This window comes from uncultured Pelagimonas sp., assembly GCF_947498515.1.
In the GTDB taxonomy this organism is placed as follows: domain Bacteria; phylum Pseudomonadota; class Alphaproteobacteria; order Rhodobacterales; family Rhodobacteraceae; genus Pelagimonas.
The window spans coordinates 505,475-528,987 of record NZ_CANMKO010000002.1; the positions used below are offsets into that span (position 1 = coordinate 505,475).

General features: G+C 52.6%; 28 protein-coding genes and 1 tRNA gene. 14 read left to right on the plus strand and 15 right to left on the minus strand.

Annotated elements, in window-relative coordinates; translation table 11 throughout:
• Positions 1-106 precede the first annotated feature (106 nt).
• The 6 genes from Q1A43_RS05860 to Q1A43_RS05885 form a co-directional block, all read right to left on the minus strand.
• Positions 107-790, minus strand: coding sequence for a hypothetical protein (locus Q1A43_RS05860; RefSeq protein ID WP_299933376.1), 684 nt, complete (start codon positions 788-790; stop codon positions 107-109).
• Complete coding sequence (locus tag Q1A43_RS05865; protein WP_299933378.1) at positions 787-1,374, minus strand: hypothetical protein; 588 nt, start codon at positions 1,372-1,374, stop codon at positions 787-789. The genes Q1A43_RS05860 and Q1A43_RS05865 overlap by 4 nt, the downstream gene beginning before the upstream one ends.
• 196 nt (positions 1,375-1,570) lie before the next feature.
• On the minus strand, positions 1,571-2,215 hold the full coding sequence (locus tag Q1A43_RS05870; RefSeq protein ID WP_299933380.1) for a hypothetical protein: 645 nt from the start codon (positions 2,213-2,215) through the stop codon (positions 1,571-1,573).
• A gap of 364 nt (positions 2,216-2,579) precedes the next feature.
• Complete coding sequence (locus tag Q1A43_RS05875; protein ID WP_299933382.1) at positions 2,580-2,792, minus strand: hypothetical protein; 213 nt, start codon at positions 2,790-2,792, stop codon at positions 2,580-2,582.
• Positions 2,789-3,121 (minus strand): hypothetical protein, encoded by a 333-nt coding sequence (locus Q1A43_RS05880; RefSeq protein ID WP_299933384.1) that lies wholly within the window; start codon positions 3,119-3,121, stop codon positions 2,789-2,791. Before Q1A43_RS05880 ends, Q1A43_RS05875 begins: the two co-directional genes overlap by 4 nt.
• Complete coding sequence (locus Q1A43_RS05885) at positions 3,105-3,758, minus strand: hypothetical protein (RefSeq protein WP_299933386.1); 654 nt, start codon at positions 3,756-3,758, stop codon at positions 3,105-3,107. The genes Q1A43_RS05880 and Q1A43_RS05885 overlap by 17 nt, the downstream gene beginning before the upstream one ends.
• Before the next feature lie 87 nt (positions 3,759-3,845).
• Between Q1A43_RS05885 and Q1A43_RS05890 the strand changes: the two genes are divergently transcribed.
• The gene (locus Q1A43_RS05890) at positions 3,846-4,163 is read left to right on the plus strand and encodes a hypothetical protein (RefSeq protein ID WP_299933388.1); all 318 of its coding nucleotides are present in this window, start codon (positions 3,846-3,848) and stop codon (positions 4,161-4,163) included.
• Between the two features lie 585 nt (positions 4,164-4,748).
• Here Q1A43_RS05890 and Q1A43_RS05895 read toward each other — a convergent pair.
• The 4 genes from Q1A43_RS05895 to Q1A43_RS05910 all read right to left on the minus strand — a co-directional run bounded on the left by Q1A43_RS05895 (position 4,749) and on the right by Q1A43_RS05910 (position 9,082).
• The gene (locus tag Q1A43_RS05895) at positions 4,749-5,768 is read right to left on the minus strand and encodes a retron St85 family RNA-directed DNA polymerase (RefSeq protein WP_299933390.1); all 1,020 of its coding nucleotides are present in this window, start codon (positions 5,766-5,768) and stop codon (positions 4,749-4,751) included.
• Positions 5,769-5,945: 177 nt separating this feature from the next.
• Positions 5,946-6,257, minus strand: a complete 312-nt coding sequence (locus Q1A43_RS05900; protein WP_299933392.1) for a hypothetical protein — start codon at positions 6,255-6,257, stop codon at positions 5,946-5,948.
• Complete coding sequence (locus Q1A43_RS05905) at positions 6,254-7,006, minus strand: hypothetical protein (RefSeq protein ID WP_299933394.1); 753 nt, start codon at positions 7,004-7,006, stop codon at positions 6,254-6,256. Before Q1A43_RS05905 ends, Q1A43_RS05900 begins: the two co-directional genes overlap by 4 nt.
• Positions 7,007-7,852: 846 nt before the next feature.
• Positions 7,853-9,082 (minus strand): hypothetical protein, encoded by a 1,230-nt coding sequence (locus tag Q1A43_RS05910; RefSeq protein ID WP_299933396.1) that lies wholly within the window; start codon positions 9,080-9,082, stop codon positions 7,853-7,855.
• A 571-nt stretch (positions 9,083-9,653) separates the two neighbouring features.
• Between Q1A43_RS05910 and Q1A43_RS05915 the strand changes: the two genes are divergently transcribed.
• The 6 genes from Q1A43_RS05915 to Q1A43_RS05940 all read left to right on the plus strand — a co-directional run bounded on the left by Q1A43_RS05915 (position 9,654) and on the right by Q1A43_RS05940 (position 14,284).
• Positions 9,654-12,581, plus strand: a complete 2,928-nt coding sequence (locus Q1A43_RS05915; RefSeq protein ID WP_299933398.1) for an NACHT domain-containing protein — start codon at positions 9,654-9,656, stop codon at positions 12,579-12,581.
• A 333-nt stretch (positions 12,582-12,914) separates the two neighbouring features.
• Positions 12,915-13,250, plus strand: coding sequence for a hypothetical protein (locus Q1A43_RS05920; RefSeq protein ID WP_299933400.1), 336 nt, complete (start codon positions 12,915-12,917; stop codon positions 13,248-13,250).
• Positions 13,247-13,597 (plus strand): helix-turn-helix transcriptional regulator, encoded by a 351-nt coding sequence (locus tag Q1A43_RS05925; RefSeq protein ID WP_299933403.1) that lies wholly within the window; start codon positions 13,247-13,249, stop codon positions 13,595-13,597. The genes Q1A43_RS05920 and Q1A43_RS05925 overlap by 4 nt, the downstream gene beginning before the upstream one ends.
• Positions 13,594-13,752, plus strand: coding sequence for a hypothetical protein (locus Q1A43_RS05930; protein ID WP_299933405.1), 159 nt, complete (start codon positions 13,594-13,596; stop codon positions 13,750-13,752). The genes Q1A43_RS05925 and Q1A43_RS05930 overlap by 4 nt, the downstream gene beginning before the upstream one ends.
• The gene (locus tag Q1A43_RS05935; protein WP_299933407.1) at positions 13,749-14,069 is read left to right on the plus strand and encodes a DUF4031 domain-containing protein; all 321 of its coding nucleotides are present in this window, start codon (positions 13,749-13,751) and stop codon (positions 14,067-14,069) included. Before Q1A43_RS05930 ends, Q1A43_RS05935 begins: the two co-directional genes overlap by 4 nt.
• A complete protein-coding gene (locus tag Q1A43_RS05940) occupies positions 14,060-14,284 on the plus strand; it encodes a hypothetical protein (RefSeq protein WP_299933408.1) in 225 nt (74 codons plus the stop codon). The genes Q1A43_RS05935 and Q1A43_RS05940 overlap by 10 nt, the downstream gene beginning before the upstream one ends.
• Here the strand turns inward: Q1A43_RS05940 and Q1A43_RS05945 are convergent.
• Both Q1A43_RS05945 and Q1A43_RS05950 read right to left on the minus strand, forming a co-directional pair.
• A complete protein-coding gene (locus Q1A43_RS05945; RefSeq protein ID WP_299933409.1) occupies positions 14,268-15,230 on the minus strand; it encodes a site-specific integrase in 963 nt (320 codons plus the stop codon). The two genes, Q1A43_RS05940 and Q1A43_RS05945, sit on opposite strands and share 17 nt — an antisense overlap.
• Before the next feature lie 140 nt (positions 15,231-15,370).
• A tRNA-Leu gene (locus Q1A43_RS05950) sits at positions 15,371-15,457 on the minus strand.
• Between the two features lie 180 nt (positions 15,458-15,637).
• Between Q1A43_RS05950 and Q1A43_RS05955 the strand changes: the two genes are divergently transcribed.
• Complete coding sequence (locus tag Q1A43_RS05955) at positions 15,638-15,886, plus strand: hypothetical protein (RefSeq protein ID WP_299933411.1); 249 nt, start codon at positions 15,638-15,640, stop codon at positions 15,884-15,886.
• Between the two features lie 130 nt (positions 15,887-16,016).
• Positions 16,017-16,697 (plus strand): lipoyl(octanoyl) transferase LipB, encoded by a 681-nt coding sequence (lipB, locus tag Q1A43_RS05960; RefSeq protein WP_299933413.1) that lies wholly within the window; start codon positions 16,017-16,019, stop codon positions 16,695-16,697.
• Positions 16,698-16,730: 33 nt separating this feature from the next.
• Here the strand turns inward: lipB and Q1A43_RS05965 are convergent, their stop codons facing one another.
• Positions 16,731-16,946: a hypothetical protein gene (locus tag Q1A43_RS05965; protein ID WP_299927872.1), complete on the minus strand. Its 216-nt coding sequence runs from the start codon at positions 16,944-16,946 to the stop codon at positions 16,731-16,733.
• Positions 16,947-17,211: 265 nt separating this feature from the next.
• Here Q1A43_RS05965 and Q1A43_RS05970 point away from each other — a divergent pair, with 265 nt between their 5' ends.
• Positions 17,212-17,961 carry an SDR family oxidoreductase gene (locus Q1A43_RS05970; RefSeq protein WP_299933415.1) on the plus strand — a complete coding sequence of 250 codons (750 nt, stop codon included), beginning with the start codon at positions 17,212-17,214 and terminating at the stop codon, positions 17,959-17,961.
• Here the strand turns inward: Q1A43_RS05970 and Q1A43_RS05975 are convergent.
• Positions 17,958-18,425, minus strand: coding sequence for an Lrp/AsnC family transcriptional regulator (locus Q1A43_RS05975; RefSeq protein WP_299933417.1), 468 nt, complete (start codon positions 18,423-18,425; stop codon positions 17,958-17,960). The genes Q1A43_RS05970 and Q1A43_RS05975 overlap by 4 nt on opposite strands.
• A gap of 122 nt (positions 18,426-18,547) precedes the next feature.
• On the opposite strand from Q1A43_RS05975, the gene Q1A43_RS05980 reads away from it, so the two are divergent.
• The 4 genes from Q1A43_RS05980 to Q1A43_RS05995 all read left to right on the plus strand — a co-directional run bounded on the left by Q1A43_RS05980 (position 18,548) and on the right by Q1A43_RS05995 (position 22,943).
• The gene (locus Q1A43_RS05980) at positions 18,548-19,585 is read left to right on the plus strand and encodes a Glu/Leu/Phe/Val dehydrogenase dimerization domain-containing protein (RefSeq protein WP_299933419.1); all 1,038 of its coding nucleotides are present in this window, start codon (positions 18,548-18,550) and stop codon (positions 19,583-19,585) included.
• A 384-nt stretch (positions 19,586-19,969) separates the two neighbouring features.
• Complete coding sequence (gene ctaD, locus Q1A43_RS05985) at positions 19,970-21,643, plus strand: cytochrome c oxidase subunit I (protein ID WP_299927884.1); 1,674 nt, start codon at positions 19,970-19,972, stop codon at positions 21,641-21,643.
• Positions 21,644-21,868: 225 nt separating this feature from the next.
• Positions 21,869-22,315, plus strand: coding sequence for a hypothetical protein (locus Q1A43_RS05990; protein ID WP_299933421.1), 447 nt, complete (start codon positions 21,869-21,871; stop codon positions 22,313-22,315).
• 73 nt (positions 22,316-22,388) lie between these two features.
• Positions 22,389-22,943, plus strand: coding sequence for a hypothetical protein (locus Q1A43_RS05995; protein WP_299927888.1), 555 nt, complete (start codon positions 22,389-22,391; stop codon positions 22,941-22,943).
• Between the two features lie 66 nt (positions 22,944-23,009).
• Here Q1A43_RS05995 and Q1A43_RS06000 read toward each other — a convergent pair whose 3' ends face one another.
• The gene (locus Q1A43_RS06000; RefSeq protein WP_299933525.1) at positions 23,010-23,426 is read right to left on the minus strand and encodes a VOC family protein; all 417 of its coding nucleotides are present in this window, start codon (positions 23,424-23,426) and stop codon (positions 23,010-23,012) included.
• Positions 23,427-23,513 lie beyond the last annotated feature (87 nt).

The window sequence follows — 23,513 nt, forward strand, 5'->3', positions numbered from 1 at the left end:
GTCTCCAATGTTTGGATTGCCCCAATAGAAAAGCGCCCGGCAGTTTCCTGCGGGCGCTATTGGGTCCGACTGCACTATGTCAATTGGGCTAGGATTTCGTCAAGAGTTATTTCCAAGGCTCCAGTGCAGGCATCGCCTTGGTGACCTCAAACTTGCTTAGCATTGCCGAGAGTTGCAGCGTCCCACGCAGCTCTAGAAGCGCGCCCCACCACGCCAGATAAGCGCGATGCGCACGCCCGATTTGTTCCGCTGTAGGACGGATCACTACCGGGCAATACTTCACCACATCATAGACGATCACACCCTTGCGGTTGCGCCTCGGTTGCTTGGGCCAGCCCTGTTCGCCGAGTTCAGAACTGTCTGCCGTCTTGGCTTGGCATCCATATCGATTGGTATGCAGATCCGCTGGCTTCACGCAGGGCGTGGCATCCGGCATCCAATCCGGCACCTGCCCCGCCCGCGCCAGCTCAGCAATTGAGATCGCCATCGATCGCCCGCCGACATGATCAGGCAATGCCGACAGCGCCGAGGCCACGATATCGGCGTCATGATGCGGATCAGACGACCCACCACCATCAGGCCGACAGCCCAGAATGCTTTGCTGCATCAGGATATATTCAATCCCAACGCCAGCGCGGCCACCCGCCTCGCTGCCAATCTCATCAAAGTCGAGCTGCGCGCATTCCGAACGAAAAGCCCATTGCAGCAAGTCCCAGATCGCGATCGGTTTCCTGGTCGTACTTGCGGTTGGTTGAACCTGTTCGCCCGCCTCAATTGTCATCTGCATCATGACACTTCTCCTGTCGCTTCACTCAGGATCGCTTCGCATTCTTCTTTGAGACCGAGATACCAAGCGAGCCAATGCTGATCATCGCGGCTGGCCACGTTCTTCTGCGCCCGCGCCATCACCTGGTCATGCTTGCGCACATTCTCGATCGAGCGCGATTGCAGCTGGCCAATCTCATATTTCGACGGCGGCGGGCCCCAACGCCGCGCGATGTCCAGCAACTCGACATGATAGCCACCGGCCAAAGCCTGCTTGCCCATCGCCGATCGCATGACCGACACCGCGTAATCCACACGGCGAGGCGGTGGCAGCTGTAAGCGATTGCCAAACTGCAAGATCGTCACCTCTTTGGGCCACCGCTCATTCTCAGCTTTGGCAATCACCAGATCAGCCAAGCCGTTCAAATTGACCTCACTCATATAGGCCAGCTTGGTTTCCAGCCGGCCGAGCATGTCCAAATGCGCCTCAGCCTTCATTCCATGCCGTTTCTGCAAGCCCACATCATTCAACCGTCGGATCAGCAACCGACGCACCCGTGCCCGCCCTGTCTCCGGTTTTTCTTTTGTCACAGCCTTTGCGCTTTGCATTCCAACCCCTTTCTCAGCACTTTAGGCTCCCTTCGCTTTTCACTGGCCCTTCGCTCGTTTGATGGCGCGGCCGGCTATCGTTATTATTTCATTTCGTGTCCTCTCTTATGTCTGGAACTGTTCCATTCTGTTCGGAACTGTTCCGGAACTGTGGAGAACTGTTCCGTCTACAAACGCTTCGATTTATCGTTTGATTTCAATGACCCATGCGCGTCCGGTTCAAAACGCCTTCTTGCGCGGCCACCTTCAAAGCCCGCCCGATCGAGACTTGGAATTGTGGCATACGGCGTTGCCCATGGTGGTGCTCGCTCAGCCAATCATCGATCCAGCCAACCGCCACATCATCGCTGCACAAATCATCGCTGCACCCGCAAGATTTTAGCGCCTCTTTCAGCCGCTTACGCCGGGTCCAAACCGCCTTGTCTTCATTGCTGGCTCTGTGTTCCCGATGCCCCAGAAGCGCAGCTTCCATGACTTCCTGGACAACAGGATGCGCGAGCCGGACCTGGCCGTTGTCACACATCACAGGCTTCCAATTGTAGAGCGGGTTAAACTTGCGCTCGACCAAGCCCATCCACTTTTCAAGCGGCAATCCAAGCAGGAACGCCAATGAATCATGATCTTGCGGCAAGGTGCCAAGTGGCGCTTCACCATGCGATTTAAAGAACAATTCCAACCCGAAAAACCCAACCTCAGGGTCGCGGTATGACTTGCGACGAAAGTCACTGCGCTCGTATCGGTCGTGGTTGAATTGCAAGAAATAATGCGAATCCAGTCGGTCATTCACCGAGATTGGATAGACATCCAATTCCTCATCAACTGCCTGCAGATGCGCAACCATCATCTCACCTCGCTCATAAAAAATCGCCCAGCCGCGCGAGCAGGCGCAGACTGGGCTCCGGGATGTCCGGGCAGTTTAGGCAAGGCGGCGCGCATAACCCGGCGCACACACGGGGCCCATTCCAACGTGGAAAAAAGCGGCCGATGCCGCAGCACCGGCCAAGTATCCAACTCAGGGAGTGAGCACGCCGAAACCCGGCGCAGGCATCCGCGCCAATGGCACGACATTTGAAAATCCAAAAAGCAGCGAGGTGTCGGGAAGATCGAGGAGGAGAACACCCCGCTGCTTTGGCGGCGACGCAATCCGCGCGCCTGACCGGTTTGCCCGTGAGTGCGACCGGTGTTGTGTTGAAAGACTTGGGTGGTCATTTTGCCTGGCCCCCGCGATTTACATAGCGGTGGAACACAGCGCGAATGGTCCAGTTCCGGATGAACCCGGCGACAAAGAACAGCGCGGTGATTTCAAAGGATTCAACCACCGATGGCTCGTATCCCCAAAACGGCAGTGCATACAATGTCAGCAGAACCGCCACGCAGAGGCCAATCGTTGAGTTGGTCAGGGCTTCTATGAAACTCATTTCGGCACCCCGCGCATGGCATCCGACCAAGCCCAGCTGATGCCGATAGCTACCGCGACAATGTCCCAAGCGCTATCCAGTGCGACCAAGGTGAAATCACCCGGCGTCCACAGCTGGACAACTTGAAGCAAGCAATAGGCGATCAAAACCGCCTGCAGGATCCCGCGCAAATCAGGGTGGTAAAACCATTGATGAAAGCCAACATAGCCAGCCCAAAGATGAATGATAGAGTTTCGGACCCAAAGGCCAAACTGGCTGGTCAGCTCCTCGACGCCAACTGCTCCAAAGTCCGAATACATCAGACTGAAAATGTCATTTTCCCAGGACACGGCGCACCCCTTTTGCAAAGAGGTTCAACACCTGCAAACGCCCCTGCCCGCGCGTCATCACGTCCATCACGCGATAAACGCCGGTGAAGCAGCCGATCGCAAAAACGATTTCGAACGGCGCAGAATGCGTGCAGGCCAACCAATTTAGGACGGTCTTTTCATGCACATTCAGAGATTTGGCAGCGCGGCGCGCTGTTTCCCGGTCGGTTCCCGGCCAAGTGTCTTTCAGCAGATCGCGAAACCGGGCTCGCGCAACGTCTTGCAGGCTGAGGCGATCAATCTGGAAAGATGTTTCTTCAGAAACCGTGTTTTGGCCCTGATCAGCCCAAGAAGTTTCCGCCTGCCTTGTGTGATTGTCTGTGAATGGAACAGGCTTTTGCAAATGACGGTTCATTGTGTGTCTCTCGCAAGCGTTGCAAGGAAAAAGTGCTCCGCCCTCAAGGGAAGCTTTTCCTCCCTCGCAAACTCCAACAAGCGATTTGCAACTGGAGTTGGGATCATTCCATCGCTTCCACCTCGCTCCTTTGGATAACCCCAACGGGTCACGCGGGAGCGATCTCTTGCACAAATTTTTGCGACAGCATCTATACCACCACAAATTTCGATAACGGTTTTTGCTGGCTCCATCATTCTTCATTTATTGCGATATTCGCAAATTATAGCAACAGCAAACATTGCGAATTTGGAAATATACTATTTAGTGCGAAAATCGCAATATACGCCCATGGATGAAATCACACCTGAATGGCTCAAGGCTCGACTAGGAACTGATCGAGGACAAAAAGCTGCGTTGGCGGAAGCATTAGGCTTGTCTAACGACAAGGTTTCCAAAATGCTTGGTGGAACCAGAAAACCGCAAGCACAGGAAATCCCTACTATTCTCGCCTTTTTTGGTGAAACGACAGCAACCACTGATCCAGAGCTTCAGGCAGTATGGCAAAAACTAACGCCGTCGGAGCGTCTGTTTCTTCTAAACGCCGCAAAAGCTCAAATCTCCGCTCGAGAGTCTCAGCCTTTAGAACCTCCTGAAGACTCCGGATAAGCTCATCGTCAGTCATAGAATCCCCTAAACTTGTAACAACCCGCCGTCGACGCGAACAATTCCAAGCGGTCATTCTTGACCCGACGACCGCTGTTAACACTTTGTTAAACTGATAGAAACTCGTTCGATCGGGCTTCTTTGTGGCGTCTTTGCACTTGTTTTGTCACATGACCTGGTTAACAAAGACGCTAATTGGCGTCAGGAAAGCCACGAACACTCGGCGGACCAAAGGGCCGTTGGATACGTCGCGACTTGGGCGTTATCGGTCACTAGCTGCGCCCGACAGCATCTAAATGCTGTTCCGTGATTGCGAAGGGCGGAGAGTTGCCGTTAGCTGCCTCCACACTGGCTTCGGGCAGAATCTCTGGAAGCAGCTATTCAGAGTACAATCGGCCAGAACATCAATGCTGCGCTCCGTACCAAGGTCAGGAATGCGCAGAAAGCGGAGTTTGCAAAGTCAGAGGCAGAAGGCGAAATCTTGAGCCGAATCGCCCCAAAGCAGACATCCAAAGTTCTTAAGAACACTGTGGTTACTTTACCCGGAGCGGACCTTTAATCTCTTTCAGCGTGTCGGCAGTTAGATCGCTAAACTGGCCTATTTTCGTGCTGCTGGCCAGCCAGCAAGAAATCTGCGGATGTTAACAGCGTTCTCATTTGAACTGCATCTGGAAATTGCATGGCGTAACCCCTGAGCCCAAGTAGATATGCGACGTCTTCCTTTTCCAAGAATGCCTTTTTGCCAAGCTTGTGAACGCGCGACCGATTATTTTTTCGCCACTCCAACGGGGGTTGAACAAAATCACCGCAGATGAGGCCTGTTACATCCTTCCTATTGCCGGGGCCGGCGTATCTGGTTTTGGCCGACTTCAATTGAAAACCGATGTCCTTCAGGAATTTTTCGACTTCTAAATGAAATCCTGCAGTAATGAACTCATCGCTACTAAAGGTTATATCGTCCGCATATCTTGAGTATTTCATACCTCTTACTTTCGCCAGGTTTTCAAGTTTATCGTCAGTATCGGCCAGAACTAGGTTTGCTAGACTTGGACTCGTTGGAGCCCCTTGAGGCAGGCTACCTTTAAGGGTGCAAAGATTGGATAAGGTTTTTGAAGTATCATCGCTATACCCAAGCTTGGCGAAAACTCCTTGTACTTGGCTCTCGGTAACAGTGTCGAAGAAAGACTGAATATCGACATTCAAGATGTGTTTTGATCCAGCGTGAAAGCGCGCGTTGTCTTGGATCGACTTATTGCGTGAAAAACCGAAGGCGTTCTTGTGGCAAGGTAGTTTGCTCAGGATGTTTTCGAGTATCCACCATTGAATTACTTTTAGGTAAACCCTTGGTGCAGAAATCGTTCGTTCTGTTCCATCTTTTTTCAGAATCGGGAAAGAGCGATAGTGTTTTTCTTGCTTCTTGGTAATTGAGACAACGAGTTGGGGGCCAATCCCCAAAACGATGGCTATATCAAGGGAGCTGAGAAGTGGTGCGATCCCTTGGTCACGAAAGTTTTCAAATTGGGCATCTTCAACCTGAGGGTTTTCTGAGCGCAGTATCGCTTCAATATGTTGAAAATCATTTGGAAGGAGATAGGAGCGAGTTGGCATCTCAGAGAGTCCAGTCCAGAAGACTGCCTTGAGCACGTGGATTTAAAGGATGCTCCGGATTTGTGGATGAGTCCGGAAATCCGGAGCATCCTTTAAATCCGCGAGCCCTTATAAAGTTAACCTGTATACCTGCTCGCCGAAACAGCGAACATTCCGATGGTGACACCAACTCGCGACTCATTTGTACTTCTTCCTTTGAGCTTTCATCAAGAACAATCTGAGGTTATCGATCTCTTTGTGGAGACCGTCCCGCCTTACCAGTTCACGTCCCTTAGACGTTAGGAAATATGTTCCTTTTCGAACCGGGAAAATGTACGCGTGCTGCCTTGCAAACTCATGTGCTTCTCTGAAGGCTCCTGAAGCGAGGAAGGCCTCACTTGTTTTAGGTGGGAGCACTTCTGGCGCGAATCTTTCAATGTCTTGAACTCGCCCTGGCTGAATAACAGCTAATACTGCCAAGTACGCGAATAGAGGATCTGCGGCGCTCATGCTTCTATCCTCGACTGAAGTTGGATTTGGGTCTTCACTCTATTCGAAAACGCACTAACAATTTCAATGCAACCTTCCACATCCTTGTAATCGACACGTTCCACCTTAGAACCAAAAGCCTGTGCGCACGCAACTGGCCCAGTGTTGAGGTATCCTAAGTTCTTTTCGTGAGTTGCGTCTGCAAGAATGATCATTTTCCTACAAATTTCCCTCTTGAGGCTAAACGCACCGATCTCGGCAAACGAACCTGGGCTATCGGGGATCATTACAACAAGAGAGGCTACGTCTCTTGCGTGAGTTAGCTCTGCGTCAGCCGCATTGTGGAACTCTCCAGTCCCGGCCGCAAAAGAGGTTACCAAATTAGGATATGTTCCCAAGCTAACGTCGAAATCTTGATCTTTTAGCCGGTGAAAAAGTTCAAACCTAAGTTTGGATGCTGCCGAATTCTTCGACTCACTTTCGCTTTCAGGTTTTATGTATGGACCCGCTAAAAATACAACCACAGGGTCTTCATTGTTGCGCGCGGCTTGAGCAAGAGTTGAGGCATTTAGGGCGCGTTTTAACACCGGACGCGCTGGATTTTTGGCAACATCTTGAAGGTCCGCCGAAGCATTTGGATCAACAAATATATAGGTGTTATTGTTGACGGACTGATCGACATTGTTCCCGTTGCCGTTAATGTCCGTCAACTGAGAAGTAGTTCTATTCTTCGCCCCAAACCGATTTTTTATTGATCGCAAAAAGGCCATCACTTATTGGCCACTGCCTTTATTATCCATGTGTTGATTTACGGTGTTCCCCTGCCCAGAAACTGTCGCATTTTGGTTAATATCCGTGGACTGATTTTTGCGCCACCGAAGTAACCCGAAAACAGCTACAGCAGCGACCACGATTCCTGCAATCCAATACGCTTGTTCTAACATCTAAGCTCCCCTGCACAAAGTAAACGAAGAAGATCGGCTGCTGGATGTTCGCCAAACGCAGGCACCGAAATCTACATCGATTTGAAGCTATAGCGGATCATGAAAAGAATCCAGAACAACCTGCAGACGACTGGCTGGAACGCGTGTGGGCATCTGCGAAAAGCTGAAACGAAAAAAAAATGGCATCTTCCGGCGCAAGCTGTATGTCTGGTCATCTTGCATTGGTTCCAGCCTTTTTTCCGGGAGCGAATGACTGGAACCCGCCCGACCTACGGATGTTGCATGTGCTAAAGTCTGGGTAAAACGGGTCCGCTTTGGCTGACAACAGTCATCGGGCATCCGGGATAACACCTGATTTTGCCGCATTCGCGGTGCTGCGCCGCCGCAAGGCGGCTTCGAGCGCAAAGTTCCAAATGCTGCACCTCGTTCGAAAGTCCGGTTTCCATAAGTTGGCCAGAAACTTGCCAAATCTAAACCAAGTTTCGTCAGGAATTTGCGACAAAGAAATTTAAATATTTCCGGGGACTCAGCGCGTTGTGTCAAAATGATCGATACTGGCACAACACACCTGACTTGGTTTTTTTGTGCAGAACGAAAAGTGGCTCCAATGAAGCCGACCTTTAGACTCGGCCAGACTAAACACCTTATTCTATAGGGCAAGAGCACGAAGCACTAATCAAGATAGTACAAGCGGTTTGGTGCATTGGCGTTGAAAAAGCCTGTTACATGCGCACGGTATTCTATACCATAGCCTGGCCTCTGGTCGCGTCGGGCGAATAGCTGGGCCTTGACCCAACTCCCTCGAACATCAAGAATTCGAACTTGATAATTGTCGTTTATATCCAAAAGTTTTAATCGTTTTTTGGGGTCGATCAGTTCCCGAGGGAAGGATTCCCTATCTATTGACGGTACCGCCCCACTTCTCTCGAAAGGCATATCCATCGACATAGGTTTGTTACCGCTGTATAGTACTCCTCCCTCCCGCATTGCTGGCTGATACGAAAAGCTCATCAAAGTTTCCGTCGCTCCCAAATCTATGCTGCCCCTTGTCAAAAAACCTGGATAGCCGGGTAAAAAATTGGCGTAACTAGAGTCATCGTCACCTGCAAAAATCAAACCAACAGCTTCATGCCGCTCCTCGTCGACCACCAGTGAACCACTGTCTCCTCGATCTGACATTTTTGAGAACAATAGTTGATTTGAAAAGGGAATTACTCGGCCACTTCCATATTTCACCCGGATATTTGCAACTCCCAGTAGTTTTCCATGACCACAAGTTGGAGAACGCGCCCCGACTGTGTAATGCGCCTCGCCGAACGCAACAGACCACGCCAGTCGACGCGGAAATCGAAGGCGTGAACCACTCGAGCACTCGCGAAATCGAGCTTCAACATCATCAGGATCATCGAACTCCGCAAATGCAATATCATACTCGTTGTTTCCAAACTCGTTTACGGGCTCGAAGTCATACAGGGATGCGGCAGTCTTTCCGTCGATCTGTATCTTTTCTCCGATGGTAGAGTTATTCCCACTCCTGCAAAAAACATGCCAATTTGATATTGCGACGAGCACTCCATTAACCATTATTGGACCACCGTACGTCCCATAATATGGAGCTCCTTCCGGCCGTGCAGCGGTTCCCGATTCAAGTTGTGCAACGATCTCCCTGTTTGCCATCATTCGAATTGAATAACCTTGACCTTCATGCTCGAAAGCCGATCCAGAACGCAATGCCTCTGGTGTCGAATCCATGCTGCCAGCGAGCTTAACAATGATTTCCGGGCTTGCGGCGTTCAAGCCCGCATGCAGTTCGATCGCGACCCACTCCAAGTCCATAAGTTCAGTTGAAAACTCTTCTTGAAACTGGGCGAGAGCTTCCTTGAATTGACGAAAATCCACCAAGTGACTACCTCCTTAAACAATTGCGCGAATTTGCAGAATATATTCATATTTTAGCCCCTTCTGATTGAGAGTCTACACTTTACGAAGCACGCCCATTTGGGCAGGTTCCTCAATATGTATATGATAGAGATCTTCAAAAGCGGCCATTGATGCAGCCACGGCAAATACCTCCTTTGTACGCAGTTCTTCCGTTCGGCCATCGAGAACGCTGCGCGGTTTGCTGAATGGCTGGTCTCGGGAAACTGCAACGCAACGATTGGCCTCCCAATCAATGTCGGGTCTGGGCCGTTCGCTTCATCTCTAGGCGTTTGGAGCTGGCACCCAGTTTCCGCGCCTGTCAGTGGTGTCAGTCGATGTCGTCAAGGTTACCTCCGGCCCAATCCAGGCTTTGGCACTCGGTGTTCGTTACGCGCTGCGGCCCGCCAAAGCTGACCCCCATCGAGCGACATCGCTTTTCGGAGGATCACCGATTCGCGGACAAAACGTTTGCAGTGAATAAATCCTCAGGAAAGCAGTTGAGATACCTAACGCGATAGTGCACATTGCCCGAAACAACTCAAAGGTATTTGCTTTGGCTATTTCAGAAGGTCTCGTCGTCAATGGTGTTACTGCCATCGCAGGGCAAATCACAAAGCGTTTTATTCAAAAATACTATCTACCCTACAGAATGCGGCTTCGACTGGAAGGCAGAAAGGATTCCTCTGAAAACGATCAAGTTTTGGAGGCGTTGCAAAGAGCGATTGGCAACTATAAATCACTCACTCCAGCGACGAACTCTACGCTAGTCGATCTTGCCAACTCAAATTTACTTGACTACTTAATTGCAGTCTTTGGATCGAACATCGTTCACGATAACGCTTTGACGCTGATTGAGTACATCCACCAGTCACGTGGCAGCGCAAATCGCAAAGACTCGAAAGAATTCGCCAAGAACTTAGCGGACTGCTTGCGGACGATAAGTGCAACTACTGCAAAAGCGGTATCACGCGAGATGCCGGAAGATTTCAGTTTAGATTGGCAAAAGAGAAGAGACGACGACGCTCGGCGCGCGGAAAGCATATTAAACTCTTTCATCCAAAAGATACAAACCAAAGATGGAGAGTGGATAGAGCACGCCGAAGTAAGCGCTGAGCTTATCGCAAAGAAGATAGCAGACGACCGCGACCCCTTAAAAGCCTATGTAACAGCGCTTAAACGTACCATGAACTCCGTTGATGTACACGGCGCATCGGGGGACGTGGTGCAAGTGCCATTAGACGAAATTTATGTAGACGTGCCGGTGAGTCGCATCGATAGGAAGAGGAACTTCAATCCGTATCAAGACCTGAGAAAAAACATATCTCGGCACCGTGTTTCGGAGGATTGGGAAAGGACGTTCGATTACATCAACAGCACAGTTTTGCTAGGTGACCCCGGCGGAGGTAAGAGCACTCTATCAAAGAAATTATGCTTAGAAAGCTGCAACAGATATCTTGGAGGACAGACAAAACTACCGATCTACATACAGCTTCGCACGTATATCTCAAAGGCGGCGGAAGATGATCGCCTCTCATTGAAACATTATATTTTCGATTTTGTGTCGTCTTCACTGGTTAATGCAGACGAACTAGACCTCACATCAACTATCCTGTACCATCTTCGCATCGGTGCTGTGTTTTTTGTAGCCGACGGTTTGGACGAGGTTCTTACGACGTCAAACCGAGCAAGAGTTGTTCAAGAAATTGCTTCATTTCGGAAAGAATTTCCGTTGTGCCAAGTCCTAGTCACATCACGCTACGTTGGATACGAAACGCAACCTCTCGATGGTTTCACCCATGTAGGTGTTGATCACTTAAACGATAGCGCTATCGAACAGATTTATCGAAATGTTTCGAGCACAGTTTTAAAGCGGTGCGATAGTGAGGTGAACTCCAGACTCCAAGGTTTTTTAGCTGATGCGGGGAAAAAAGCAAAAGAGCTTATTCGAAGCCCGCTGCTGCTGACTCTAATCGTTATTATCTATGATAAGAAGAGTGAGATACCGGACAATCGAGCAAATCTTTACGCGTTTTGTGCCGACTTGCTTTTTGACCAGTGGGACAAGTTCAGAGACATTACTCCAGACCTACCGGAACGCTACCGTCTATTTGACCTGTTTAAGCACCTTTCTGCCCTTCTTTATGAAAACGAGGAGTATGGCGGCACTATCGGAAAAGACGACCTGGAAAGAGAAGCACGAGTTTTTTTCAAATCTGACTACATCGACAATCGCGAAGGCAGGTCGGCCGCCGCTGCCCAGCACATGGTTGCGCACCTCACTGGTCGTGCATGGATACTTCATGAGGTAGGTGAGAATATCTTCGAGTTCACACACCGTACTTTTATGGAGTATTTTTATGCGAAGTTTCTGGACACAGAGTTTGAGGACACCACTACGTTGGTAAATAGTTGTCTGGAGCACGTCGTCGCAGGTCAGCGAACGCTCCCTACTCATTTGGCTCTTCAAATAAGGACAAACAACAAACGAGCAGCATCAACAAAGGTTGCTGTGGCGTTGACGAATGCTCTAAACGAGCACCCAAAAAACAACGAACTACTCGATTTCTGTTTAGATAGCTTAGGATATATCTTACCGAGCGGGGATCAACTACGACAGCTAGTTTCTACTCTTGCTAAACCCGCAATCTTCTCAAATGACCTGTCCGCACCAATTCGTTTGCTGTGCACGCAAAGCCCTCTAAGAAACAACATACTGAATATTTGCTCTGAGCAATTGGACCACGTCAAAACAGTTGAACAGTTAACCGTATTGGAAGCCGCTTTTCGAAGGATGCGTCGTGAACAGACCTATGAAATGACGGATCAAGAAGGAGGCGTAATAGATGTTGTTGACCGAGCTCTTGAGAAACTTTACTCGAAACAGACAACCTCACCGTACGTTTGCAAACTGGCATTCGACCTAGATGGCAGAGTAAACTGGAACGCCGCACGCAAGTTTGGAACTCGGTTGTGGGCTAATACTCAATCTGACCCAAGCCACTTTATGCGCATAGTTTACGATAGCCGTGAAATGCTCAAGGACGCATCTGCGTTTGTTGTGGATTCAGATGCACAAACAAGGAAGTACTTGAAGTTAGCGCGGGCAACTTATCCAACATTTTTGAAGAACGGCGACGAAGCGAACCTCGACCTATTTTTCTTTCGGAACTATCGGACCACCCCCTCGTTGCCAGACGTAGACTATAGCACGGATTTGACTGCGTGGCGTGAGGATGCTGACGCTTTGGAGATATTTGCATTCTCGCTCATGTTATACGCCGAAACCCATGTTGATTTTTTTGACGCTCAAAGTCGAAATAAGCTGTCGTCAACCATTTCAAATCTGTGTGACGCCTTAGATGGAGTAAAATCATCAAGTGGGCAGTATTGTCGAGATTGGCTTAAAGGGAAAAGTACGGTTGTACTGCATCCAGAGAGACTGCGGCATCAGGGTCGCTATATTTGGGAAGTCGAAGAGTAGCGTGGGCATACTGCCACTTGGCACCGCGCTCACATGGTTTCTTGCCCCCAAAAGCCCTATGTCAGCAACTTGACCACGGTAAAAGTCCGCTTTTATGGCCGCGATCTGATCATACACCTTATGCAGCGAATTTCCAGCATCCGCCCCCAATGCCGGGCAGTCAACCGCCCTTTTGGCGCAGAACTTTCAGGCTCAAGTAACGTAAAGGGTTTGCGCTGGCATTTTATTGCGATTATCGCAACTTGAGGATTGCGCTCAACTTGCGAATATCGCAATATTAAATTTGAACACCGCAAACCTCTCGGCATTGCGCGGTTCAAATGGGAGATCGATATGCAACACCCTCACCCCAGCGGACGTCCCTCGACGCACATTCCGTTACACATCCGCCCCTGGCTAATCGCCCCGACCAGCGGCCCACTGCCTCCACGTGCCTTGACGCAAGACGCATGGCTACGTGCAAAAGAACGACAGCTGCTGGAAGATGGAACATCGGCTTGCATCGAGCACGATCGGATGGATCGGCTTTTGGGCATGATCAACGGCACACCGTTGGATCGAGCCGGATCGGCTGAGATTCATCACCTTTCCAATCGGCGCAATCTCCTTTGCCAGAAGTTCGGCTTTCAGTCCCGCCCTACCACTGGTCCGAAAGGCGGTGAGCAATGACCCACCCTGCTGACATCCATGTGGGAAAACGCATTCGTCACCAACGCTGGCTCAAAGGGATCACTCAACAGCAGCTAGCTGAGGCCGTTGGCATCAAGTTCCAGCAAATTCAGAAATACGAAACCGGCGCAAACCGTGTCAGTGCCTCACGCTTGTGGGACATCGCAGCGACGTTGGAGAAACCCGTCGCCTATTTCTTTGAAGGCATTGAAACCGGCGCAGAGCCCAACACGGACTTGGACAACAAGGACGAAGCTCTGCTGGTCGCAGATTTCCGCCGCCTCGCGAAACATCAGCAAACCGCTTTACGCAATGTTCAATCGGCAATGCTGGAGGTTTCGTTTTGACCCGGTTCAAATTGAACCCTTGCGGATTGTTCACCCTAGCGATCTTGATCGGAAGCGGGGCGCTGACTTTCATCGCCCTGCCCTACGCACTCTGGAAATTGGCAGTTTGGGTGGACGCAACCAACGACAGTTTTGGCCCTTGGTGGCCGCTATGAGCGTTTACGTCGACAACCCGCAGCACCGCGTCGGCCGCATGGTCATGTGCCACATGCTGGCCGATAGCATCGCTGAGCTGATGGTTATGGCCGACACGATCGGTGTCGATCGAAAATGGTTTCAACCCCAAAGACACCCGCATTTCGACATCTGCAAAGCAAAACGGACTCTGGCGATCAAGGCCGGAGCAATCGAAGTCGATCGACGCGCCTTGGTCGATGCAAAGCGCCGCTACCGAAGAAAATGGTTCGCAGATTTGGACGAACGCGCCGCCGTTATAGCGGCATCACAAATAGGAGACCGCCCATGCAGATGATAGCCGTCGACGCAGCAGCCCTCGATCGGCTTCATGACAAGATTGATCGGTTGGAACAGAAACTAGATGCAGCGCACATTACGCCGCCCCCAAAGTGGATTACTGTTGCCGAATACGCCAAACGGGTTGGAAAAACCGAAGGGACCGTGCGGCGCTGGGTCAGAGAAGGATCACTGGAACGCAAAGACAAGCTGGTAGCTAACCCAGACGTTTAGCCAAGGATTCCGCACTCTCATTATAATAGACCATCAGCATTTTGAGATCGGTATGCCCGACCATTCGGGCAAGCTCTAAAACTTCCAGTTTCTTCGCCAATGCCGTGATCGCCGCATGTCGGCTGTCATGAAACGTCAAACCAACCACACCAGCTCGATCGCGCGTCTTTCGAAACAAGGCATCGAGCTGGCGAGGTTCCAACCCAAACACTCTCTCATTCTTGGGCAAAGCTTCCAGTAGCGAAACGGCTTGAGAGGACAAAGGCACGTCTCGAGGGCGGCCATTCTTGGTTTGCTTTAGATGCGCAACGCGTCGGTCCAGATCAACGCAATCCCATGTGAGGTTGCAAATCTCCCCTGCCCGCATTGCCGTCGCTACGGCAAATCGAAACGCATGATAGGCCCGAGCTGTTGCCTTGCTCAGATCATCGCCGGCGCAATAATGCATGCGCTCGATTTCATCCTCGGTCGGAAGTCTATCGCGCGGCGCGGGTTTGGGCGGTTTGCGGACATCGCTCAAGGGGTTGCTATTGATCATTCCCCATTCCCGTCGTGCCACATTTAAGACTGAGGACATCAGCTGCATCTCACGAATGACGCTCGCTGGGGCAACTTCCTTTAATCTGCGATCACGCCAGTCAGCAAAATCCTTCGCGGCAAGGTCTTCAAGCTTGATCTTGGCAATTCGGTCCTTGCCCAGATTTTTCAGCCGGATGACCTCCCAGCGCTCTCCCCTTTTGGTGGTGCTCACTTCCCGCGCATACCGATCGAACAGACCGCCCAATAGGGATTTGGCAGCGATTTTGTCACCGTTCAGAATCTCATACTCGGTACGAGTGGCCCAATCCTTGGCCTCTTTCTGAGTCGGAAAGTGTTTTGAGGTCCGGATGCCACGCCGGGCAACCTGCGCCCTCCATCCAGTTTTGCTTTTGGTAATCGAAGCCATTTTTACGCTCCGCGGGTAATTTACGGGTAATAACATGCACAAAATTACGCTCAGAGGCAATCAACGCAATGTTGTCTTGCTTAACAGGGCTTTGTTTTTAAGGGGTTTTCGTTCACATGAACGCATCGACGTTAAGTAAATGGTGCGGTCGAGAGGACTCGAACCTCCACGGGTGTTACCCCACAGCGACCTCAACGCTGCGCGTCTACCAATTCCGCCACGACCGCACTGTCTAGGCTTGGTAGGGCGCTCTCTAACGAAGCGTGGCCGGGATGTGAAGAGGAAAAATTACCCTTTTTAAAATTCCTCTGACCGGGCGCGGTTTTACGGTAAAATTTGCTGCACATCATATTCGAACTTTCGAATTTAGAGTAAAATCCAGATGTCTTAAGAGGAAGGAGGACATCATGGTCACCATGAAAAGCGCGGCGCTTGCGATTGGCCTTATTGGACTGGCTGGGGCTGCCTCGGCAGAGCAGCAATGTTGGGTTGGCGCGAAGTATAATGATCATTCCCAGTGGAACATCGCCTGTACCCAAACCTATGGCACCGGGTCGCAAATCTTGGCCAGCAATGGCTTTGCCAATATCCTGTTTGGCCCGGCGACTTGGGACAGGTGCAAGGCCTGGGCTGATAAAAACCTCGCGCAGGGGTAAATGCGCCTTTGTAACTGCGCATGCAATCCACGCTCCTTATGGCAAATCCGCCCGTCCTGCCTTATCTGTGGCATTCAAATGCGATGTCGTGTCGAGATGAGGCGCGCCGAGAGTGGAAGGGGCCGATCAGATGGTGGAATGGAAAATCAGCGAGGGCCTCACGTCTTACGAAGAGGCCCTTGCCTTTATGGAAGAGCGCGCGGCACAGATTGCGACAGGCGATGCCGAGGAATGCATTTGGTTGCTGGAGCACCCGCCGCTCTATACCGCTGGGACCAGCGCCAAGGTTGAGGATCTCAAAGATCCCGACCGCTTTCCGGTCTATCCAAGCAAGCGCGGCGGTCAGTATACTTATCACGGGCCGGGCCAACGCGTGGCTTATGTGATGCTGGACGTGTCGAAACGTGGCCGGGATGTGCGCTGTTTCGTGCGCGACCTTGAGGCTTGGGTGATTGCGGCGCTACGTGATTTTGGACTAACGGGGCATATTCGGGACGGGCGTGTTGGCGTTTGGATCGAGCGACCAAACAAACCCAAGACGATCACCGGCGCGATGGCCGAAGACAAGATCGCCGCCATCGGTATTCGCTTGCGCAAATGGGTGAGTTTTCACGGGATTTCAGTGAATGTGGAACCGGATTTGAGCCATTTTGATGGCATCGTCCCCTGTGGCATCACCGATTATGGTGTGACGTCTTTGGTCGACCTTGGCCTACCGGTGAGCATGGATGATGTCGACGTAGCGCTCAAATCCAGCTTTGAAGAGGTCTTTGGCGCTGGTGTGACACGATCGGCCTGCCCCACGCGGTGACAAAATCCATGCATGGATTTTGGGTGCGCGCGGTTAGCGACGGCTTCCGAACACATGAAACAGAATGTCTGAGCGGGTAAGACCCATCGCCGCGAGCTGATCGTCTGACAAGGCGCGCAGTTCGGTGACACGCGCGGCCAAGCGGCGCTGGCGTGCATCAAATGGCGTTTCGGTCAGACGAGAGATCATAGCCCCAAGGCCTCGGCGCAGGGGGGATTGTGTTTCAAAGCTCGGGTCAAAATAGGCCATGAGTGGTCTCCGGTTCTTGCCCCCAGGAAATGCAGCGCGGGAGCTATTTTGTTCGTCGTTGAGTTTGGCAGTTGAGCCCAACTTAGGCTGTTTGCACCGATGTCATCAGTCCGGAAAACCTCCGTCAGGAATTCCTGACCCTGACACAGCCACTCCGTTTCTTGCGCAATGCCTGCTCGCGGATTTGCAACAGCATGATCCGGGTCGCCTTGCCCGTCGGCGATGGGCCATCCCCGTCCCATCCGAAACGCGAGAGGAACAGGATATGGACCTTAAAAACAAAACGATCATCATCACCGGAGCCAGCAGCGGTATTGGGGCGGCTGCGGCCTTGTTATTCGCCAGACATGGCGCAAATGTCGTGTTGGGGGCACGGCGCGCCGCTGAGCTGGACCAAATTGCCGGGCAAATCCGCCAGAGCAATGGTCAGGCAACCGCCCTGGCCGGGGATGTCACCGATGAAAGTTACGCTCAGAAACTGGTGGATCATGCCAAGGAGGTCTTTGGAGGATTAGATGGCGCTTTTAACAACGCTGGGATGGTTGGTGACATGGTGCCGGTTTCGGAAATGTCATCGCAAAACTGGCAAGATGTGATCGCGACAAACCTCACCTCGGCCTTTTATCTGGCCAAGGCGCAGGTTCCGGCGATGCAAAGCGGTGGGGCCTTGGTTTTCACCTCTTCTTTTGTTGGCTATTCCAACGCCGGCCTTCCGGGGATGTCCGCCTATGCCGCCGCCAAAGCCGGGTTAATTGGCTTTGTGCAATCTTTGGCCAATGAGCACGCCCAACAGGGAATTCGGGTCAATGCCTTGCTTCCCGGCGGCACCAAAACCGCCATGGCGGGTGACGATCCCGAGGGGCATGCCCTTATCAATGGGTTGCACCCCATGCGGCGCATGGCCCAGCCCGAAGAAATCGCTCAGGCAGCGATGTTTTTATTGTCCGAGCGAGCGAGCTTTGTCACCGGGGCCCCGATGCTGGTCGATGGCGGTGTGTCGGTGCAACTGGGTTAATGCACCCGTCCGGTCATAGGTAAGGCCGCGCGATGGCTTAGGGTGCGTAGTGTGAAGCTTGATCGCATATTGCGCACATTCGGCACCGTCATAAGACGCGATTGAAGGAAGCGATCAAACGCCTCAAGGTCGGGCACAACGACCCGCATCAAGATATCCGGACTGCCAGTCATCAACTGGCAGTCCATCACCTCTTCGAAGAGTGCAACACGCTTGGTGAACTCCGACACCACTTCAACGCTTTGACGATCCAGCTCAAGCGTTACAAAAACGGTGACCGCCTGCCCTATTTTGCGTTGATCAACCCGCGCGCCATAACCGGTGATCACCCCGTCTTCCTCTAGACGCGCAACCCGGCGGGCGCAGGGGGTTGGTGACAATCCGACCTGTTCGGCCAAATCTGCCATGCGAATACGGCCATCCTGTTGCAGGAGTCTCAGTATCTTGCGGTCAAGGTCATCCATTTTATCTCGTCAGTCTCTAAATATTGAAGCTTTCCGCCAATAATGCCTCAAAAGACAGGTAACAATAGTGAAAAAGCATCCACAGCCGCGACTATCCTGTTTCAATCTGAGGAGGACCCTACATGACCATCACCGAATTGCCCATATCTACCCATGAACGCGTTGTGCATATTCAAGACCTGCCCGGCGGGTTGAGCGCCTTGATCGCGATCCATTCGACCGCACGTGGCCCGGCCGCTGGCGGATTGCGAATGCGCGAATACGCGAGCTTTGACGACGCATTGGTCGATGTGCTGCGCCTGTCCCACGGCATGACGCTTAAGAACGCCGCGGCCGATTTGGCCTTAGGTGGCGGCAAAGCAGTGATCATCGGCAATGTTGCGACACAAAAGACACCGGAGCTTCTCGAAGCCTTTGGAGAGGCCGTTGATACGCTTGGCGGAGCCTATCGCACTGCCGAAGATATGGGCATGACCCCCGACGACATGGCCGTCATTGCGCGCAAGACACCCTATGTTGCGGGCCTTCCCGGTGCCTCCGGCGATCCTTCGCCCATCACAGCACGCGGCGTATTTTTGTCGATGCAAGTTGCCGCTAAACACCGGTTTGGCAGCACTGATCTGGCGGGTAAACGCGTCGCGATGCAGGGTTTGGGCCATGTCGGCATGCATTTGGCCGATATGTTGCACGAAGCCGGGGCCGAGTTGATTGTAACCGATGTCAGCGAAGAGGCGTTGGACGAGGCAGTTGTCGCCTTTAACGCCAAAGTTGTTGGGTTGGATGAGATTTACAGCCAAGACGTCGATATTTTTGCCCCCTGCGCCATCGGCGCCGTGTTGAATGAAGCGACAATTCCAACCCTGACGTGCAAAATGGTCTGTGGCGCGGCCAACAATCTATTGGCGACGCCCGAAGATGGTGACCGTCTGGCGGCGCGCGGGATACTTTACGCACCTGATTTTGTGGCCAATGGCGGGGGCATCATCAATGCGACGCCGGAAATCCTTGGCGAAGCCCAAGGGCCCGAGTGGCTGGAAGGCAAGTTGCAGGCCTTGGCGGCTAATCTTGATGCGATTTTGACAGAGGCGGCCAAAACTGGCCTGCCCCCGCATGTTGTCGCCGAGCAGTTGGTAGAAGAAAAAGTCACGCTGGCGGCTTAACCCCCCTGCCCGTCGACATGTTGCGCGCTTTGTGAGGCGCTTTTTGCTCTCGCGGCGCGCAACAAAATCCATGCATGGATTTTTAAATTCCGTGCACGGAATTTGCGGCGCTTGTGGCTGATGTTCCAGTCTCAAAAAACGACCTCGATTTTTTTGAAGCTAGGAAGCGCCCAGCGACGCGTCGGCACCGAAATTTCCGGTCTAAAACCGGTTGAACGCCCGGTTTGGGCAAAATCATCCACCCCCTGCGACAAAATTGTTTGATCTGCGTCAAATACCACCGTTGCCGACCAAAAGATCACCTTCTAAAACATGAATAGAATTTACGGGCGCGATGGGATTCTCTTCGCGCCCGCTATTGTAGGGACAAAAGGGAGGCACGATATGGCAGACGCCGCCATTCACGGCCACGAGCATGAGGACAACCGGGGGTTCTTTACCCGCTGGTTCATGTCCACAAACCACAAAGACATCGGGATTCTTTACCTGATCGTCTCGGCCCTTGTGGGTCTGGTTTCAGTTATTTTCACCGTATACATGCGCATGGAGCTTATGGAGCCCGGCGTTCAGTATATGTGTCAAGAAGGGTGGTTCCTGATCGCCCGCACGGTTGAGGAATGTACCCCCAACGGGCATCTCTGGAACGTGCTGATCACCGGCCACGGCATCCTAATGATGTTCTTCGTGGTTATTCCGGCGCTGTTCGGCGGTTTTGGCAACTATTTCATGCCGTTGCAGATTGGCGCACCGGACATGGCCTTCCCTCGGATGAACAACCTGTCCTTCTGGCTTTATGTTGCCGGTACAACCCTCGCGGTTTGCTCGGTTTTCTCGCCCGGTGGTAACGGTCAGCTTGGCTCCGGTGTTGGTTGGGTTCTCTACCCACCTTTGTCGACCAATGAGCAAGGTTACTCGATGGATCTGGCGATCTTTGCGGTTCACGTCTCGGGTGCCTCGTCCATCCTTGGTGCGATCAACATGATCACCACCTTCCTGAACATGCGTGCCCCCGGCATGACCCTGTTCAAGGTGCCACTGTTCTCTTGGTCGATCTTTGTCACCTCTTGGCTGATCCTGCTGTCACTGCCTGTTTTGGCCGGCGCGATCACCATGTTGCTGACCGATCGTAACTTTGACACCACTTTCTTTGATCCTGCCGGTGGCGGCGATCCAATCCTGTACCAGCACATCCTGTGGTTCTTCGGTCACCCCGAAGTCTACATCGTGATCCTGCCGGGCTTTGGTATCATCTCCCACGTAATTGCGACCTTCTCGCGCAAGCCGGTCTTTGGCTACCTGCCTATGGTTTGGGCGATCATCGCGATTGGGGCCTTGGGCTTTGTTGTTTGGGCGCACCACATGTACACCGTCGGCATGAGCCTGCGTCAGCAGTCTTACTTCATGCTGGCCACCATGGTCATCGCGGTTCCAACCGGTGTGAAAGTCTTCTCTTGGATTGCCACCATGTGGGGCGGTTCGGTTGAATTCAAAACACCAATGATGTTCGCTCTGGGCTTCCTGATGCTGTTCACCATTGGTGGTGTCACCGGTGTTGTTCTTTCGCAGGCGGGCGTCGACCGTGGTTACCACGATACCTACTATGTGGTTGCACACTTCCACTACGTGATGTCGCTGGGCGCAGTTTTTGCCATCTTTGCAGGGATCTACTTCTACTTCCCCAAGATGACAGGCCGGATGTATTCGGAAACGCTGGGCCACATCCACTTCTGGATGTTCTTCATCGGTGCCAACCTGACCTTCTTCCCTCAGCACTTCTTGGGCCGTCAGGGCATGCCACGTCGCTACATCGACTATCCTGAGGCCTTTGCCACATGGAACTACTGGTCGTCGCTGGGTGCGTTCTTGTCCTTTGCCTCGTTCTTGCTGTTCTTCGGGATCGTCATCTACGCCCTGCGCGCCGGTGCCAAAGCGACCGAGAACAACCCTTGGAACGAATACGCAGACACCCTGGAATGGACCCTGCCGTCGCCTCCGCCCGAGCACACGTTCGAGCAGCTTCCAAAGCAGGAAGACTGGGACAAGGGTCCAGCCCACTAATCGGGTGATCCTAATCTGAAAATCGAAAAGGCCCTGCGAGTTTCGCGGGGCCTTTTTGCGTCCGGCGGACCGTCGCAGCAAAGGAGTGACGATAGGCAGCTTGGCTGTTTGGCTCCTGCCCTTCACTGAAAACGCCACCTCAACCTGATGTCTTGACCCTTGTCATGGTCACGTCCCTCCCTGCCCGGCAAAGACAGGTCATCTATTCCCAACTGGCGACCGCCCATGTTTATCCCCGCCTTCTCTATTCTCTTCATCGCACTGGTCGGCCTATGCGGTACATTTGCGCTCTTCCTTCTCCCAGTCTTTCCCAAAAGCATTTGGGCCAAGGTCATCTGGCTCGGTTTCTTTGCGCTTATGTCGTGGATATTTGTCACCGAAATGGTGGTCCCGGTAGAGTATGGCGCATGGCGAACCCCGCCCCGCTCTATCCTTGTCCAAGGCCTGATCTTTTTCTCGCCTTTCGCCCTTTCCTTGGTGTTGTGGCGACGCAACTCACATCCAAACCGCGCGGCTTTGGGGGAGCTTACGTTGTTTTCATTGATTGCCATCGCCTGCGCGGTGTCCTTTTTTGGCTTGCAAGCCTTTAACAAAACCTGCCTCTCCGTTGCCGAGCAAGGCTCGGGAGAGCGCACATGGTGCACCAGAGAATGGCAGGTTCAGCCGCGCTAAATCCGCCATGGTCAAATCCAGCGTTGTTTGACACACTCGCCTTGAAACGACGCGGAAAATGGGCCTTGGGCATATGTTTAAAAGTACAATTTGGGTTTGTGGACTGGCGATGGCGCTTGTGGCCTGCACGCCGGACAAAGCCGGGCGCATTCTGGCCCCACAGGAATACGGCCTGACCTGTGTCAGCGCGTCGATCTGTTTGGAAGATGTCGCTCAAAAGCAGAAGGCCGAACGTCTTTATGCCGATGCGGCGCGCACCGTACAGGGGCAGTTTGTTCCCTTCAAAAACCGCCCGAGGGTTCTGTTTTGTTCAACAAAATCCTGTTCGGCGCAGTTTGGCGATGATCACAGTCAGGCGCTTACCCTTGGCACATATGGAATTTTGATCCGCGAAGATGGTTGGCATGGCTATACGCTGCGCCATGAAATGATCCACCACATCCAGAACGAACAATTTGGCGTGCGTCAGGCAAGCTATCAGCTGCCAAAATGGTATATCGAAGGCATGGGCTATGCCCTAAGCGGCGATCCGCGCGACCCGCTGCCGACGGCTGAGCTGCAAGAGTATCGCAAACGCTACAAAGCCTGGGAAGCGGCGGGAAATCAGTGGAACAAGCCCCCCAAATAGGCGGTTCACACCGGGGCTTAATCGCGCAAGTTGCGAACAAATGATACGTGAGGCAGCAGTCAGGCGTTATCCATCGCGTCCCGGTTCGTTTGGGTTGCTCGAAAACAGCGCGATTTTGTTGCCTTGCGGGTCACGTAGGTAGCCAACGTAAAAGCTCGGCCCATAGGCGGCGCGAAATCCCGGCTGCCCCTCATCGGCTCCGCCGGCTTCAAGCGCTGCGGCGTGAAGGTCACGCACTTGTTTCTGATTGAGGGCTTCAAAGGCGACCATCGCCCCATTGCCCGCCGACGCTGGGCGACCATCAAAGGTTGGTTTGACATAGAAATCTGGCAGCACCGGGCGCTGCCCCGCCTCGACGGGCAAGGCATAACTTAACCCCTCGGGCCCTTCTTTAAGACTGTAGCCCAAAGCCGGAAGCATCGCGTTGTAGAACCGCTTGGCGCGCGCGATGTCATCGGCACCGACTGTGACATAGGCAATCATGATCCCTGTGCTTTCCACTGTTACCTTCTTGTGATCGACACCCTAGGCCAAGGCACATGGCACCTCAACACCGGGGGCCTAGGCTCT